This window comes from Mycobacterium sp. 852002-50816_SCH5313054-b (genome assembly GCF_001667185.1).
In the GTDB taxonomy this organism is placed as follows: Bacteria; Actinomycetota; Actinomycetes; order Mycobacteriales; family Mycobacteriaceae; genus Mycobacterium.
This window is the reverse complement of record NZ_LZIC01000027.1, coordinates 38,416-54,073: the sequence shown is the minus strand read 5'-3', so window position 1 is coordinate 54,073 and position 15,658 is coordinate 38,416. Positions and strand designations below refer to the sequence as shown.

Annotated in this window: 13 protein-coding genes; 6 read left to right on the top strand and 7 right to left on the bottom strand. The window is 66.9% G+C overall.

Annotated features, from left to right (window positions below):
• Positions 1-294: 294 nt before the first annotated feature.
• From A5787_RS27195 to A5787_RS04155, 5 genes are all read left to right on the top strand, one after another.
• Complete coding sequence (locus A5787_RS27195; protein WP_156763751.1) at positions 295-1,986, top strand: hypothetical protein; 1,692 nt, start codon at positions 295-297, stop codon at positions 1,984-1,986.
• A gap of 1,240 nt (positions 1,987-3,226) precedes the next feature.
• Complete coding sequence (locus A5787_RS04170; RefSeq protein WP_066962046.1) at positions 3,227-3,508, top strand: DUF1490 family protein; 282 nt, start codon at positions 3,227-3,229, stop codon at positions 3,506-3,508.
• Between the two features lie 58 nt (positions 3,509-3,566).
• Positions 3,567-5,693, top strand: coding sequence for a manganese-exporting P-type ATPase CtpC (gene ctpC, locus A5787_RS04165; protein ID WP_156763760.1), 2,127 nt, complete (start codon positions 3,567-3,569; stop codon positions 5,691-5,693).
• 190 nt (positions 5,694-5,883) lie between these two features.
• Positions 5,884-6,798 carry a class I SAM-dependent methyltransferase gene (locus A5787_RS04160; RefSeq protein ID WP_066962039.1) on the top strand — a complete coding sequence of 305 codons (915 nt, stop codon included), beginning with the start codon at positions 5,884-5,886 and terminating at the stop codon, positions 6,796-6,798.
• Between the two features lie 12 nt (positions 6,799-6,810).
• Entirely contained in the window at positions 6,811-8,004 is a 1,194-nt protein-coding gene (locus tag A5787_RS04155; RefSeq protein WP_066962036.1) for a CoA transferase, read from the top strand.
• Positions 8,005-8,012: 8 nt separating this feature from the next.
• Here the strand turns inward: A5787_RS04155 and A5787_RS04150 are convergent, their stop codons facing one another.
• The 6 genes from A5787_RS04150 to A5787_RS04125 all read right to left on the bottom strand — a co-directional run bounded on the left by A5787_RS04150 (position 8,013) and on the right by A5787_RS04125 (position 14,401).
• Positions 8,013-8,462 carry a response regulator gene (locus A5787_RS04150; protein ID WP_066962034.1) on the bottom strand — a complete coding sequence of 150 codons (450 nt, stop codon included), beginning with the start codon at positions 8,460-8,462 and terminating at the stop codon, positions 8,013-8,015.
• Entirely contained in the window at positions 8,437-9,993 is a 1,557-nt protein-coding gene (locus tag A5787_RS04145; protein ID WP_082977064.1) for an ATP-binding protein, read from the bottom strand. Before A5787_RS04145 ends, A5787_RS04150 begins: the two co-directional genes overlap by 26 nt.
• A 71-nt stretch (positions 9,994-10,064) precedes the next feature.
• Positions 10,065-11,255 (bottom strand): PP2C family protein-serine/threonine phosphatase, encoded by a 1,191-nt coding sequence (locus tag A5787_RS04140; RefSeq protein ID WP_066962029.1) that lies wholly within the window; start codon positions 11,253-11,255, stop codon positions 10,065-10,067.
• A gap of 238 nt (positions 11,256-11,493) precedes the next feature.
• Positions 11,494-12,660: an acyl-CoA dehydrogenase gene (locus A5787_RS04135; protein ID WP_066962026.1), complete on the bottom strand. Its 1,167-nt coding sequence runs from the start codon at positions 12,658-12,660 to the stop codon at positions 11,494-11,496.
• Positions 12,661-12,675: 15 nt separating this feature from the next.
• On the bottom strand, positions 12,676-13,191 hold the full coding sequence (gene purE / locus A5787_RS04130) for a 5-(carboxyamino)imidazole ribonucleotide mutase (RefSeq protein ID WP_066962023.1): 516 nt from the start codon (positions 13,189-13,191) through the stop codon (positions 12,676-12,678).
• Positions 13,184-14,401: a 5-(carboxyamino)imidazole ribonucleotide synthase gene (locus A5787_RS04125; protein ID WP_082977059.1), complete on the bottom strand. Its 1,218-nt coding sequence runs from the start codon at positions 14,399-14,401 to the stop codon at positions 13,184-13,186. Before A5787_RS04125 ends, purE begins: the two co-directional genes overlap by 8 nt.
• Positions 14,402-14,510: 109 nt before the next feature.
• Here A5787_RS04125 and A5787_RS04120 point away from each other — a divergent pair, with 109 nt between their 5' ends.
• Positions 14,511-15,170 carry a GtrA family protein gene (locus A5787_RS04120; protein WP_066962017.1) on the top strand — a complete coding sequence of 220 codons (660 nt, stop codon included), beginning with the start codon at positions 14,511-14,513 and terminating at the stop codon, positions 15,168-15,170.
• Here the strand turns inward: A5787_RS04120 and A5787_RS04115 are convergent.
• Positions 15,125-15,643 carry a PH domain-containing protein gene (locus A5787_RS04115; RefSeq protein ID WP_066962014.1) on the bottom strand — a complete coding sequence of 173 codons (519 nt, stop codon included), beginning with the start codon at positions 15,641-15,643 and terminating at the stop codon, positions 15,125-15,127. The genes A5787_RS04120 and A5787_RS04115 overlap by 46 nt on opposite strands.
• Positions 15,644-15,658: the final 15 nt, after the last annotated feature.

The following is a 15,658-nucleotide window of genomic DNA, read 5'->3' as shown; positions in this document are numbered from 1 at the left end:
CGGTGGGGCGGGATGGCCACAGACGGTGCGGCCGGCCTAGCGTTCCGCGGCGCGCGCCGCGGGTGCCGCGTGCGATGCGTTGGGCATGGCGGCCGCGTGGTTATTACAACCAGCCGGCGCAGTGGGCGCGGCGCCCAGGGCATACCTGCCGGCCGACCGGGTGGCGAAGGCCGGCGAACAGTAGCGCGGTATCGAGGGTGTGGTGACGTGAGTGTTTCATCGGCCGGCGAAGTCGGCCTCAACGTGCCGTGGGGGATTCAGCCTGGCGAACTTCATTATCATTAGCATTGCCTCATGGCCGATGTGGATCTTGATCTTGACGCTCTGTACACGCTCCGGGCCGAAGATCTGTCGGAAGCTGATCTCGCACGACTCACTGCAGAGGTGCCAGGAGATGAGTCGATCTTGCGTCGGTTGACAGGTCCAGGGCCGAAGCTACTGAAGGGGCCACGAGGATCGGGCAAGTCGAACTACCTGAAGCGCGCCTATTTCAAACTTCGCGGAAGCGATAACGTTCTCGTAGCATATATTAACTATTCGCAACATCTCGCACTTGAACCCGTAATGCTGCGCTCCGAGCGTGCGCTCGAATATTTTAGACAATGGTTGATTTACAAAATCATAATTGCATTGGCAGAAAGTGCGGATACTGATTGCCCGACAGATCTCCGTAAGTTAGCTAGCGATGGCCAACGGTTCGTCAATGAGCTGCAAACATTGATAGGTCAGACTCCAAAATTCGTGCCTAGGGCAATCGCGCCGGCTGAATTGCTAACGATGATTGAGGGCTGGAGCGAAACGATGGGTCGATCGCGCGCAGTGCTACTCATGGATGACGCGGCGCACGCTTTTATGCAGCAACAACAACGCGAATTCTTTGAAGTGTTTCGTGCTTTACGGTCCCGAGCTGTCGCATGCAAAGCTGCGATCTACCCTGGGGTGACTTCCTATAGTCCATATTTCAATGTTGGCCACGAGGCCGAAGAGATTGAGGTTTGGATTCGAACCGACTCACCCAGTTACCTGGCGACGATGCGCGCAATCTTTGCCGCACGCTACCCGCAAAACCTCCAAGGTTCTGTACGCCAAGAACTAGTAGATCTCGCTGCGTATGCTTCCTTCGGGCTGCCGCGCAACTTCCTAAATATCCTGTCCGACTCAATTGGTGATACCGACGAAGACGACGAGGCGGTAACCTTCGCACCGCCGACGCTTCGAAAGGTTCAAGAAGCAATACGCGAGAATGCGGTACGAGTGCGCTCGCTGTTCGATGAAGTCTCACGCAAATTGCCGCGATACGAGAATTTCATTCAGGTAGGCCGAGAGGTACAGGATAGCATGATTGCCTCTATCCGTGAGACCAACCGGCAACGCGGAAAGCAAAGCGCTAAGTACATCGGAGTCGCAATTGCTCAGCCATGGGATGCAGATCTTAGCCAGGTTGTTTCTCTCATGGAGTACGCCGGAGTGGTCCGACGTCTTGGATCCGTCTCACGAGGAAGGGACCGATATGAAAAGGTCCAAATCCATACATCGCTTCTGATTGCCGACAATGCACTAGCGTTGCCGCGGACGCCGTCCATCGAGGACCATTTGATCGCATTGCGGAGGCAGAGTGCGGATGACTTCGTGCGGCGCCAACCCGTAGGTGTGTTAAACCCTGCGCAAAGCGAACGATGCCGCCTGAATCTCTCCCCGTGCCCGAAGTGTCACAGTCCCCGCATCTCCGAAGACTCCGTTTTCTGCTACAAGTGCGGAACAGCGCTTACAGAGCAATCCGTATATATCGAATTGCTGTCATCGCCACTCGAAAGCCTTCATCTCACACCGATAAAACTCGAACGAATATTGGAGTTGACCAACCTACGCACGGTCCAAGACATTATTTTTGACGACGCAGGGGTACAACTTCGAACCGTTCCTAGCATCGGCAGAACGTGGGCGGCACGAATCAAGGTCCGCGCGGATGAATTTGTGACCTTGTAATGCCGCATGCTTTCCCCCAGGTGTGTCTCGCATCGGCGTCGCCAGTGGGACCGGGGGCCTCGACACGATTGACAGATGCTGCATTTTTAACAAATCGTGGTGAAGGTGATTATCGCTCACCAATCGATGTAGCTTTCGACGCGCTGCTAGTCGTAACTCAGCTTGCCGCGAACTCAGCTGCAGATTGGCGCACGCAGCACGGGCTCATCCTTAGTTCCTCGGCAGTGTCCGCGGCGGAGGACTACTTCCGATCCATTTTGACGGATGTTGTCAAGATATGCCCGTGTTGCGCTGAGCGGGTTCAACCCCTTGAGACCCGGATGGAGTTCGTTTTCACGGGCTCCGTGGCAGATGCAGTCAGGGGCATGCTCGATAGTGAGAGTTTTTCGAGCAGGTCGAAGGTAATGACGTGGACCAAGAAGATTGGGGGGGTAGATCTGAAGAGCGTGATATCAGTGGAAGTCTTACTGACGGAGTTCGAACGTATCTGCCACATTCGCCATGCAGCTGTACATGCAGGTGGTTATGTCTCGACACGGGGTGCGAAGGCCCTCGGGGTGCCGTCGGGAAGCTGGATATCTTTCGGATCTCCAGCCGCGATTCATGAGATAGTCGGTGTTATCGCTGCGACCGTCCGCGCCTATAACCAGATTCTTTTCGAGAGCATCCTTAATGAATGGCTCAATGCAGGCTTATTGCTGGGCGACTGGTCGTCCGATGGAGCCACTTTCACGGCCCTCTGGCGCGCATTCAGGTCCGAGGGCGACATCGCCAGTAGTCGAGCGGCGGGAAGTGCCCCCCTTCGACACACCGCATATTTGGCGTTCCTGGTTGTACGTAATGCTTTCGCATCTCGCGCCGGCCGCTTGAGCTAACCTACTGTCGCGCAGGCACGACGCGGCGTCGAGTGCGCTCAGGGATCATCGATGGGGCTCGACGTCGGGCGGCGACGGAGGCCCCAGCCTGTTGGCACCCGAATCGCTCACTGTTCCCTCACTGCGAAGTGAGGGAACAGTGGCCCCGGGCGATCCGGATTTAGCTGTTCCCGCGCGATATTGGCCCACAGCCCGACCCCAACCCTCGGAACGCAGTGCGGGCTACCCCGCCAGCGACAACGGTTTGGCCAACGGGCCGCGGCCCAGCGTTGAAAGGCGTCCGGATCCATATTGATATAGCAATATCGCGATGTTAACGTCGTGCAAGCATGGGCTGAGGCGGCGAGGACAGGAGGGTTGCGGCGATGGCGGGGTATGGGCTCTTGGCGAAGGCGGCGGGCACGGTGGTCACCGGCCTGGTCGGCGTGACGGCCTACGAGGTGGTGCGCAAGGCCATGGCCAAGGCGCCGCTGCACGAGACGGCGGTGTCGGCGGCGGAGCTCGGGCTGCGCGGCACCCGCAAGGCCGAGGAGGCCGCCGAGTCGGCGCGCCTCAAGCTCGCCGACGTGATGGCCGAGGCCCGCGAACGCATCGGCGAAGAGGCGCCGACGCCCGCGGTCGCCGACGCCCACGAGCACGAGCACTGATCGCTTGACAGTGGCCGAAGACCTTGCGCTGCATGTGCTTTCGGATGCGGCGGGGCGCATGCGGGTGTCGGTCGGGTGGGTCCGCGGCGACTCCCGTCGTGCCGTGGCGGTCGAGGAGGCCGTCGCCAAGCAGCAGGGGGTGCGCGCCGTGCACGCCTACCCGCGCACCGGCTCGGTGGTGGTCTGGTATTCGCCCCGGCGCTGCGATCGCCCCTCGGTGCTGGACGCGATCGGCGGTGCCGCGCACGTCGCCGCCGAGCTGATCCCGGCGCGCGTGCCGCATTCGTCGGAGATCCGCAACACCGACGTGCTGCGCATGGTGATCGGCGGCGCAGCGCTGGCCCTGCTCGGCGTGCGCCGCTACGTGTTCGCCCGTCCGCCGCTGCTCGGCCCGAGCGGCCGGCTGTTCGCCACCGGCGTCACGGTCTTCACCGGCTACCCGTTCCTGCGCGGCGCGCTGCGCTCGCTGCGCTCGGGCCGGGCGGGCACCGACGCGCTGGTCTCGGCGGCCACCGTGGCGAGCCTGGTGTTGCGGGAGAATGTCGTCGCCCTGACGGTGCTGTGGCTGCTCAACATCGGCGAATACCTGCAGGACCTGACCCTGCGACGCACCCGGCGGGCCATCTCCGAGCTGCTGCGCGGAACCCAGGACACCGCGTGGATCCGCCTGCCCGACGACCAAGAGATACAGGTACCCATCGACAGCCTGCAGACCGGCGACGAGGTCGTGGTCCACGACCATGTCGCGATACCGGTGGACGGCGAGGTGGTCGACGGCGAGGCGATCGTCGACCAGTCCGCGATCACCGGCGAAAACCTGCCCGTGAGCGTCACGGTCGACTCGCGGGTGCACGCCGGCTCGGTCGTGGTGCGCGGACGGCTGGTGGTGCGCGCCCGCGCCGTGGGCAACCAAACCACCATCGGCCGCATCATCGCCCGGGTCGAGGAGGCCCAGCACGACCGGGCGCCGATCCAGACCGTCGGCGAAAACTTCTCCCGCCGTTTCGTTCCCACGTCGTTCATCGTTTCCGCCCTGACCCTGGCCGTCACCGGCGACGTTCGCCGGGCGATGACCATGCTGCTGATCGCGTGCCCGTGCGCGGTGGGTTTGGCCACCCCAACCGCGATCAGCGCCGCGATCGGCAACGGCGCGCGCCGCGGCATCCTGATCAAGGGCGGCTCCCACCTCGAACAGGCGGGCCAGGTCGACGCGATCGTGTTCGACAAGACCGGCACCCTGACGGTCGGTCGCCCGGTGGTCACCAACATCATTGCGCTGCATAAGGATTGGCAACCCGAGCAGGTGCTGGCCTATGCGGCCAGCTCGGAGATCCACTCCCGCCACCCGCTGGCCGAGGCGGTGATCCGCTCCACCGAGGAACGCCACATCAGCATTCCGCCGCACGAGGAGTGCGAGGTGCTGGTGGGCCTGGGCATGCGCACCTGGGCCGACGGCCGGACCCTGCTGCTGGGCAGCCCGTCGCTGTTGCGCGCCGAAAAGGTGAAGGTGTCCAAGAAGGCCTCGGAATGGGTGGACAAGCTGCGCCGGCGGGCCGAGACGCCGCTGCTGCTCGCCGTGGACGGCACGCTGGTCGGCCTGATCAGTCTGCGCGACGAGGTGCGCCCGGAGGCGGCCGACGTGCTGAACGAGTTGCGGGCCAACGGGATTCGCCGCATCGTGATGCTCACGGGTGACCATCCCGACATCGCCGAGGTGGTCGCCGCCGAGCTCGGCATCGACGAGTGGCGCGCCGAGGTGATGCCGGAGGACAAGCTCACCACGGTGCGCGAGCTGCAGGACGAGGGCTTCGTCGTCGGCATGGTCGGCGACGGCATCAACGACGCGCCGGCGCTGGCCGCCGCGGACATCGGGATCGCCATGGGCCTGGCCGGTACCGACGTGGCCGTCGAGACCGCCGATGTGGCGCTGGCCAACGACGACCTGCACCGCCTGCTCGACGTGCGGGACCTGGGCGCCCGCGCCGTCGACGTCATCCGCGAGAACTACGGCATGTCCATCGCCGTCAACGCCGCCGGGCTGATCATCGGCGCGGGCGGCGCGCTGTCCCCGGTGCTGGCCGCGATCCTGCACAACGCCTCGTCGGTGGCGGTGGTGGCCAACAGCTCCCGGCTGATCCGGTACCGGCTCGACCAGCGGGCCCTCACCCACCCAGCAGGCGGTTGAGCACCTTCCCCGGCGGGATCACTCGCAATCCCCCGACCGGACGTACATCAGCAGCGACGCGGTTTCCAGTTCGTGACGCCTGAACATTTGCGCGGCCATTGACTCGACTCTGCCGATCGGTCGCGCCACCGCAGGCGGGGTCTTTGGTCACCGTTATGGTGGCTAACGAGCAGACCGGGGAAGGGATGACATGGCGCGCACCGACGACGACACCTGGGACCTGGCGACCAGCGTGGGAGCCACCGCGACCATGGTGGCCGCGGGCCGGGCCCGGGCCACCCGGGACGCGCTGATCGACGACCCGTTCGCCGAGCCGCTGGTGCGGGCCGTGGGCGTGGACTTCATGACCCGGTGGGCCGCGGGCGAATTGAGCTCCGCGGACGTCGACGTTCCCGGCGCCCCGTGGGGCATGCAGCGGATGACCGACATGATGGCCGCACGCACGCGGTTCATCGACGCGTTCTTCGCCGAGGCCGGCGAAGCGGACATCCGCCAGGTCGTCATCCTGGCTTCGGGTCTGGACGCCCGCGCCTACCGGCTGCCCTGGGCGGCGGGCACGACGGTGTTCGAGGTCGACCAACCCGAAGTCATTGCGTTCAAGGCCGCCACCATCTCCGAGCTCGGCGCCACGCCCGCGGCCCAGCTGCGGGCCGTGCCGATCGACCTGCGCCACGACTGGCCGTCGGCGCTGCGGCAGGCCGGATTCGACACCGGCCGGCCGGCCGCCTGGGCCGCCGAGGGGCTGCTCGGGTTCCTGCCGGCCGAGGCCCAGGACCGGCTGCTGGCTCAGGTCACCGAGCTCAGCGCCGACGGCAGCCGGCTGGTGGCCGAGGTGTTCTGGAACACGGGGGTCAGCGGGGATGCGCTCAACGCCGCGAGCGAAAAGTGGCGGGAGAACGGCCTCGACATCGCGCTGGGCGACCTGGGCTTCCCCGGTGAGCGCAACGACGTGGCGACCTACCTGGCCGAGCGTGGCTGGCGGCCGGTTCGCACGCCGCTGAATCAGCTGTTGGCCGACAACGGATTACCGTTGCAGCCCGAGGGCCCCGCCGCGCCGTTCGCCAGGAACTACTACTGCACCGCGGTGCTGCACAAGGCGGGTTAAAGGAAGGCCGATATGCCAAACACCAAGCCCCCCAAGCCCCTTGACGGCTACCGGGTGCTCGACTTCACCCAGAACATCGCCGGGCCGCTGGCCGGGCAGGTGCTGGCCGACCTGGGCGCCGAGGTGATCAAGGTCGAGGCGCCCGGCGGGGAGGCGGCCCGGCAGATCACCGTGGTGCTGCCCGGGCGCCCACCGCTGCCCACACTGTTCTGGCCCCACAACCGGGGCAAGAAATCGGTCGCGGTCGATTTGACCGACGACGACAACAAGCGGCAGATACTGCGGCTGGCCGACACCGCCGACGTCGTCCTGGAAGGGTTTCGCCCCGGCGTGATGGAGCGCCTGGGGCTGGGCCCCGACGACCTGCGGGCACGCAATCCCCGGCTGATCTACGCGCGCCTGTCGGCCTACGGCGGCAACGGCCCGCACGGCAGCAGGCCGGGCGTCGACCTGATGGTCGCCGCCGAATCGGGCATGACCACCGGGATGCCCACGCCGACAGGCAAACCGCAGATCATCCCGTTCCAACTCGTCGACGCCGCTAGCGGCCACGTGCTGGCCCAGGCGGTGCTGGCCGCGCTGCTCAACCGGGAGCGGCACGGGGTGGCCGAGATTGTCCGGGTCGCGATGTACGACGTCGCGGTCGCACTGCAGGCCAGCCAGCTCACGATTCACCTGAACAAGCCGAGCGAGGCGCCCAAGGGCGACTCCGAGCCAACAGTGAAGAAGCGCAAGGGGGTTGGGTTCGCCACCCAGCCGTCGGACGCCTTCAAAGCCGCGGACGGCTACCTGGTGATCAGCGCCTACGTGCCCAAGCACTGGGCGAAGCTGTGCCAGATCATCGGGCGCCCGGATTTGATGGGGGACGAGCGGTTCATCGATCAGCGTTCGCGCGCAATGAATTACCACGAACTGACCGGGGAACTCGAGTCGGCGCTGGCGGCCAAGACCGCCGCCGAATGGGTCGAGCTGCTGCAGGAGGGCGGCCTGATGGCCTGCCTGGCCTACACCTGGAAGCAGGTGGTCGACACCCCGCTGTTCGCCGAGAACGAGCTGGCCCTGCGGCTCGGCGGCGGCGAGGGGGCGATCACGGTGGTCCGCATGCCGGCGCGCTACTCGAGCTTCGACGCCGCGGCCACCGATCCGCCGCCGGCCCCGGGGCAGCACAACGGGGAGTTCCTCACCGCACCCGAGACCGCCTCGTAGCCCAGGGTTTACCTGCCCGGAAGCCGCACCACCTGAACGAAGAACTCGTCGATCTGGCGGACGGCGCTCATGAACTGGTCGAGGTCGACCGGCTTGGTGACGTAGGCGTTGGCGTGCAGTTCGTAGCTGCGCAGGATGTCCTCCTCGGCCGAGGAGGTCGTCAGCACGACGACCGGGATGCGGGCCAGGTCCGGGTCGGACTTGACCTTCTCCAACAGCTGCCGGCCGTCGTATTTAGGCAGGTTGAGGTCGAGCAGGATCAGGTCGGGCCGCGGCGCACCCTCGAATTGGCCGCGCCGGTACAGGAAGTCCAGGCCCTCCTCCCCGTCGTGCGCGACGTGCAGGTTGTTCTTGAGCTTGTTGTGCTCGAACGCCTCTCGGGTGATGAGCTCATCGCCCGGGTCGTCTTCGACGAGCAGGATCTCGATTGCCCTACCGGCTGACGTCGGTGATGTCAACGTGGGTTCCTTCCGAACTGACTGGTGTAGCCGCGCCCGCACCCACCGACGCGGGGATCGGCAGGGTGAACTGGAATCGGGTCCCGTCCGGGTAGGACGTGTCGACCCAGATGGTGCCGCCGTGCTGCTCGACGATCTTCTTGCACAGCGCAAGGCCGACACCGGTTCCGGAGTAGACCTCGCGGCCATGCAGGCGCTGGAAGATGACGAAGATCTTCTCGGTGAATTCTGCGGCGATGCCGATGCCGTTGTCCGACACGGACAATAACCACTCGTCACCGTGCTCGCCGGCGCGGCGTTCGCAGTCGATGACGACGCGGGGCCGGCGATCCTTGTGCCGGAACTTGATCGCATTGCCGATCAGGTTCTGCCACAGCATCGTCAGCAGCGTGGGATCCCCGATGATCTGCGGGAGGGGCTGGGACGGCCGCACAATCTCGGCGTCGGCTTCCTCGATCGCGGTGGCGAGGTTGGCCACGCCGGCGTCCAGCGCCGCGTCGAGTTCGACCTCGGTTTCTGAGGTGCCCAGCCGGCCGACGCGCGAGAAGGTGAGCAGGTCGTTGATCAGCACCTGCATCCGCTTGGCCCCGTCGACGGCGAATCCGATGTATTCGATTCCGCGGCCGTCGAGTTGGTCGCCGTACCGCTTTTCGAGCAGCTGGCAGAACGAGGCGACCTTGCGCAGCGGTTCCTGCAGGTCGTGCGACGCGACGTAGGCGAACTGCTCCAGTTCGGCGTTCGAGCGCCGCAACTCGGCGGCCTGTTCATCCAGAAGCGTTCGGGCCGAACGGGATACCTCGAGCTCTTCGACGAGCCGTTCCCGCATGTTCTCCACGTCGATGGCCATGTTGCGAATGTCTTGGGGTTGCCGCGGGGGCGAAATGGTCTCGCCGAAGCTGCCCCGCGTGATCCGCCGGCACGCTGCGGCCAACGCGGCGATTGGGCGGGTGACCGCATTACGCGTCAAAAGCCCCAGCGCCGCGGCCGTGCCGAAGAACAGCAACACCATCGCCCCCAGCACCCTGTCCCGCCAGGCGTCGGTCTGTCGGAGGTCGTCGGCCGCGCGGTTGCGCGCCGCGGCGAGGTTCGCGTTTTGCGTGTCGAAAAGCCCACGCAGGTGGTCAAATTCGGCCTTGCCGCGTTCGGCCGCCGGCCGGTTCGTGACATTCCGGCCGTTCGGGGCCACGCTCTCGATCGACGGCTCGGCATAGGTCGCCCGCCACTTGGCGGCGGCCTGCTCGATCGCGTCGAGATCCGCGATCAGGTCGGCGCGCTGGCTCAGCCGGCGCCGGATCGCCTCGGCGGCCGCCTGCTCCTCGTGTTGCCCGTCGTAGTACGGGGTGAGGAACTGGCGATCGTCGGTGATCACATAACCGCGAATCCCCGTTTCCTGGTCCCGCAGCGCCGCCTGCAGTTGACCGGCGGCCACCCGCGCCGGCCCGATGCCGTCGATCACCGCGCTCGACATCTGGTCGGTGCGGTGCAGCAACGCCCACCCGACGATCGCGCCGGTGAGCACCATCACACCCATCGTGACCAGCACCACGAACTGCCAGCCGCGCACGGTGAGCTGCGCCAGGCGCGGCGCGCGCCGGGCGGGGCTCACGCCGTCGTCCGCTCGACGCGCAGCACGGCGATGTCATCGGTGAGCCCGCCGCGCGGCTCGGCGAGCAGCTGGGCGCCGTCGATCAACGCGTCGACGAACGCCGGGCCCGGCAGGTGCGCGTGCCCGCGGGCCAGCTCGAGCAGGCCGTCCTCGCCCAGCCGCCGGTTGCCCTCGCCCGAATACCCCTCGAAGAGCCCGTCGGTCAGCAGGAGCAGGCCGTGGCCCGTCGGCAGTTCCAGATCCTGCTGCGGCCAGTCGTCGGCGCGCAGGCCCAGCGCCGGACCGGCCGGGGGCTCGACCCATCCCACGCCCGTGCCGTCCTGCAGCAACATCCCCGGATGACCGGCGCGCACCACCGTGACCCGCGGGCTGTCGGGGTGGATTGCCAGGCTGAGCACCGTCGCGAAGATGCCAGTCCCGGTTCGCTCCGAGTGCAGCACCCGTTCGAGCTGCCGCATCAGTTCCACGCCGTGCACGCCGGCGAAGGTGAGCGCACGAAACGCGATGCGCAGCGCCGCGCCCAGGGCCGCCTCGTGCGGTCCGTGCCCGGCGACGTCGCCGATCAGGACGTGCACCACCCGGTCGGGCGTTTGCACGACGTCGTAGAAGTCGCCGCACAACAACGCGCCCTCGCGGCTGGGCCGGTACCGGGCGACGATGTCGACGCCGGGCTCCTCCAGCAGCAGCGGCGAGGGCAGCAGGCCGCGTTCCAGCAGCGCGTTTTCGCGGGCCCGCAGCCGGCTGGCATGCAGGTCGGCGGAAATGAGTTCGGCCCGTTTGCGCTCGATCGCGTAAAGCAGCGCGCGCCGCAGCATTTCGGGCTCGACGCGTCCCTTGACCAGATAGTCCTGCGCCCCGGCCGCGACGGCGGACGCCCCGAAGTATTCGTCGTTCAGCCCGGTCAGCACGACGATCGGAACGGTGGCGTCGCGCTTGGCGATGCGGTCCAGCGCGTCCATCCCGCTGGCGTCGGGCAGGTGCAGGTCCAGCAGCACGCAGTCGGGCCGGGCCGCCGCCAGCTCACGTTCCGCGTGCGCCATCGACTGCGCCCAGATCACCCGGATATCGGCGACCGCGTCCGCGATCAGGTCTTCAACGAGCACCGCGTCGGCACGATCGTCCTCGACCAACAACAACGACAATGACTGCCAGTGCGCGGCCGGGGCGGCTGGGGCACGCACGGGCATCAATTCCCGCTCATCCGACGATGCACCTGGGTAGCCGCGTTCTTCACTGAGACCCCCTGGCCGCGGTAAGACCCTTTGCTGTGTAACGAAGGTCGTCGTGGATGGTCGGTGCTTGCTTACCGACTCTGGGTTCGGCCCTACCACTCGAAACGGTTGCCGACGGTGATCCTATTCGGTGCGCCTGTGAGTTCCCAAGAGGGTCCCGCCCACGAGGGTGGACCGGGCGTCGGCGCGGTTGTCAGCGCAACAGCGCCCGCGACATCACCACGCGCTGAATCTGATTGGTGCCCTCGTAGATCTGGGTGATCTTGGCGTCGCGCATCATCCGCTCGACCGGGAAGTCGGTGGTGTAGCCCGCGCCGCCGAACAGCTGCACCGCGTCGGTGGTCACCTCCATCGCCACGTCGGAGGCGAAGCACTTCGAGGCCGCCGAGATGAAGCCGAGGTTGGTTTCGCCGCGCTCGGCGCGCGCGGCCGCCTGGTACACCATCATCCGCGCGGCTTCCACCTTCATCGCCATGTCGGCCAGCATGAACTGCACGGCCTGGAAGCTGCTGATGGACTCGCCAAACTGCTTGCGGTCCTTGGTGTAGGCGATCGCGGCGTCCACCGCGCCCTGGGCGATGCCCACGGCCTGGGCGCCGATGGTGGGGCGGGTGTGGTCCAGCGTCGCCAGCGCCGTCTTGAAGCCGGTGCCCGGCTCGCCGATGATCCGGTCGCCGGGGATGCGGCAGTTCTCGAAGTACAACTCGGTGGTCGGGGAGCCCTTGATGCCGAGCTTGCGCTCCTTGGGTCCGACGGTGAAGCCCTCGTCATCGCGGTGCACCATGAACGCCGAGATGCCGTTGGCGCCCTTGTCCTGGTCGGTCACCGCCATCACCGTGTACCAGCTCGACTCGCCGCCGTTGGTGATCCAGCACTTGGCGCCGTTGAGGATCCAGTCGTCGCCATCGGCCTTCGCCCGGGTCCGCATCGATCCCGCGTCGCTGCCCGCCTCGCGCTCGCTCAAGGCGTAGGACGCCATGGTCCCTTCGGCGATGGACGGCAGGACCTGCTTCTTCAGCTCGTCGGAACCCCGCAGGATCAGGCCCATGGTGCCCAGCTTGTTCACCGCCGGGATCAACGACGCCGAGGCGTCCACCCGGGCGACCTCTTCGATCACGATGCACGCCGCCACCGAATCCGCGCCCTGCCCGCCGTACTCCTCGGGCACGTGCACGGCGTTGAACCCCGAGGCGTTCAGCGCCTCCAGCGCCTCCCGCGGGAACCGCGCGTTCTCGTCGACGTCGGCCGCGTGCGGAGCGATCTCCTTCTCCGCCAGCGCGCGAATCGCCGCCCGCAACTCCTGGTGTTCCTCGGGCAATTGGAACAGATCAAACGACGGGTTTCCGGCCCATCCAGCCATCTTGAGCCTCCTGTGCTACTCGCCGGTAACTTTACCGTGCAGCCGCTGCAGCGCCGCATCCTTGTCCCGCACGGTCTCGGCCAGTTGCTGGGAAAACACCTCCACCCGGGCCCGCAGCGCAGGGTCGGAGGACGCCAGGATGCGCACGGCCAGCAGCCCCGCGTTGCGGGCGCCGCCGATGGAAACCGTGGCCACCGGGACGCCCGCCGGCATCTGCACGATCGACAAAAGGGAGTCCAAACCGTCCAGGCGGGCCAGCGGCACCGGCACCCCGATCACCGGCAGCGGAGTGGCGGAGGCGACCATCCCGGGCAGGTGGGCGGCGCCCCCGGCGCCGGCGATGATCACCTGCAGGCCGCGGTCGGCCGCGCCGCGGGCGTAGTCGAACATCGCCTGGGGCGTGCGATGCGCCGAGACCACCCGGACCTCCGCGGGGACGTCGAACTCGGCCAGCGCCTCGGCGGCGTCGGACATCACCGACCAGTCGCTGTCACTGCCCATGATCACGCCGACCCTGGGGTTGCTAATCATGTGGGTCCCATCCGTCCGTCCACTGCCCGTGTGACAACCAGTGTGCCGCCAGCTCGGCGCGCTGACGCAGCCTGGGGAGCTCCGCGGGGTCGGCACCCAGGAAGTTGATGTGCCCGACCTTGCGCCCCGGCCGTTCGGCCTTGCCATAGAGGTGAACGCGGGCGTCGGGCATCCGCGCGAGCAGGTGGTGCAGCCGCTCGTCAGTGGACATCGCGGGCTGCTGCGGGGCGCCGAGGACGTTGGCCATCACGGTCACCGGCGCGATGGCGTCGGTGTCGCCGAGCGGATAGTCCAGCACCGCCCGCAGGTGCTGTTCGAACTGGCTGGTGCGCGCGCCGTCCATGGTCCAGTGCCCGGAATTGTGTGGCCGCATCGCGAGCTCGTTGACGAGCAGGGCGCCGTCCGTCGTCTCGAATAGCTCGACCGCCAGCACACCGACGACGCCCAGCTCGGCGGCCAACCGCAGCGCCAGCCGCTGGGCGGCCGAGGCGACGTCGTCGGGCAGGTCCGGCGCCGGCGCGATCACCTGCACGCAGATCCCGTCCCGCTGCACCGTCTCCACGACCGGCCAGGCGGCGCCCTGCCCGAACGGCGAGCGCGCGACCAGGGCAGACAGCTCGCGGCGCATGTTCACCTGCTCCTCGGCCATCACCGGCACCCCGTCGCCCAGGAAGCTCTCGGCAATTTCGCGGGCGTGCGAGGGGTCACGGGCCATCCGCACGCCGCGCCCGTCGTAGCCCCCGCGGACCGCCTTCACGACCACGGGACCGCCCATCCGCTGCGCGAAGGCATCGAGCTCGTCGACGCTTCGGATCTCGGCATAGCGCGGCACGGGTGCGCCAAGGGCCTCCAACCGGCGCCGCATCACCAGCTTGTCCTGGGCGTGCACCAGGGCCTGCGGCGGCGGCGCGACGTTGACGCCCTCGGCGACCAGCTTCTCCAGCAGCTCGGTGGGAACGTGCTCGTGGTCGAAGGTCAGCACCTCGGCCCCGGCCGCGACCCGGCGCAGGTCCTCGAGATCGGTGTGCGAACCGATCACCACGTCGGGGCTGACCTGCGCGGCCGATTCGTCGGGGGCGGTGGCCAGCACCCGCAGCGTCTGCCCCAGCGCGATCGCGGCCTGGTGGGTCATGCGCGCGAGCTGACCGCCGCCGACCATCGCCACTGAAGGGGTTCCTGACGGAAGGCGTCTGCGCGGCACGGCCATCATGGTGTCACGGCTCGCGGTGTCGTGGTGGCGGCGTGGTGACCGGCCGAGAAGCCCAAGCGCTATGTAACATTTTGCGTCGTTTTCGAGTCCATCCGTACACTGACGTGTTGTGTCCTTCGCCGATGCCGCAATCTCGCGCCTGCCCGAGGCCTTTCAGCCGTATTTGCTGCGCCATCACGAGCTGATCAAATTCGCGATCGTCGGCGGCACCACGTTCATCATCGACTCGGCGATTTTCTACACGCTGAAGCTGACGGTTCTCGAGCCCAAGCCGGTCACCGCCAAGGTTATCGCGGGCATCGTCGCGGTGATCGCGTCCTACGTGTTGAACCGGGAGTGGAGCTTCCGCGACCGCGGCGGCCGCGAGCGCCACCACGAGGCGCTGCTGTTCTTCGCCTTCAGCGGAGTGGGCGTGCTGCTCTCCATGGCGCCGCTGTGGGTCTCGAGCTACGTCCTGCAGCTGCGGGTGCCGACGGTGTCGCTGACCATGGAGAACATCGCGGACTTCATCTCGGCCTACATCATCGGCAACCTGCTGCAGATGGCGTTCCGCTTCTATGCGTTCCGGCGCTGGGTGTTCCCCGACGAATTCGCCCGCAACCCCGACAAGGCGCTGGAATCCGCGCTGACCGCCGGCGGTTTCGCGGAGGTGCTGGAGGACGAGCTCGAGGGCGGCAACGTGACGCTGCTGCGGTCCTGGCGGAAAAGGGCGAGCCGGTCCGGTCAGCTCGGCGACTCCTCGGAACCCAGGGTGTCGAAAACCTCGTGATATAGCAGCGAGTGCACCTCGCGCAGCCGCGGAATGTCGTAGAACTCCAACGGATCCTGTGACGCCGACTCGATGATCAGCGTCCCGGTGCGAAACATCCGCTCGGTGAGCTTGTCGCGGAATTCCACGCTGTTGATCCGCGCCAACGGGATATCGATGCCGGTGCGGGTCAGCACCCCGTGCCGGAACATCACCCGCCGGCTGGTGACGACGAAATGCGTTGTCAGCCAATCCAGGAACGGCCACAGCGTCAGCCAGCCGACGATCACCAGCCAGACCCCCCAGATGACGCCGTAGATGATGTTCTTGGCGAGCTGCTCCCAGTGCGTCGAGTTGAGGTAGCCGGATCCGAACGCGGCCAGCGCCGTCGCCAGCACCAGGACCACGACGGGCCAGATCAGGCGCTTCCAGTGCGGGTGGCGGTGCAGGACGACCTGTTCGCCGGCGGCCAGGGCATTGTCCGGATAGCTCACGTGAGCGAAGCTACC

Excerpts from the sequence above, each read along its gene's own strand:
- A5787_RS04170 (WP_066962046.1), top strand. The coding sequence starts at position 3,227 with ATGGCGGGGTATGGGCTCTTGGCGAAGGCGGCGGGCACGGTGGTCACC.
- A5787_RS27195 (WP_156763751.1), top strand. The coding sequence starts at position 295 with ATGGCCGATGTGGATCTTGATCTTGACGCTCTGTACACGCTCCGGGCC.
- A5787_RS04135 (WP_066962026.1), bottom strand. The coding sequence starts at position 12,660 with ATGGCTGGATGGGCCGGAAACCCGTCGTTTGATCTGTTCCAATTGCCC.
- A5787_RS04145 (WP_082977064.1), bottom strand. The coding sequence starts at position 9,993 with ATGGGTGTGATGGTGCTCACCGGCGCGATCGTCGGGTGGGCGTTGCTG.
- A5787_RS04160 (WP_066962039.1), top strand. The coding sequence starts at position 5,884 with ATGGCGCGCACCGACGACGACACCTGGGACCTGGCGACCAGCGTGGGA.
- A5787_RS04155 (WP_066962036.1), top strand. The coding sequence starts at position 6,811 with ATGCCAAACACCAAGCCCCCCAAGCCCCTTGACGGCTACCGGGTGCTC.
- A5787_RS04125 (WP_082977059.1), bottom strand. The coding sequence starts at position 14,401 with ATGATGGCCGTGCCGCGCAGACGCCTTCCGTCAGGAACCCCTTCAGTG.
- ctpC (WP_156763760.1), top strand. The coding sequence starts at position 3,567 with ATGCGGGTGTCGGTCGGGTGGGTCCGCGGCGACTCCCGTCGTGCCGTG.
- A5787_RS04140 (WP_066962029.1), bottom strand. The coding sequence starts at position 11,255 with ATGCCCGTGCGTGCCCCAGCCGCCCCGGCCGCGCACTGGCAGTCATTG.
- purE (WP_066962023.1), bottom strand. The coding sequence starts at position 13,191 with ATGATTAGCAACCCCAGGGTCGGCGTGATCATGGGCAGTGACAGCGAC.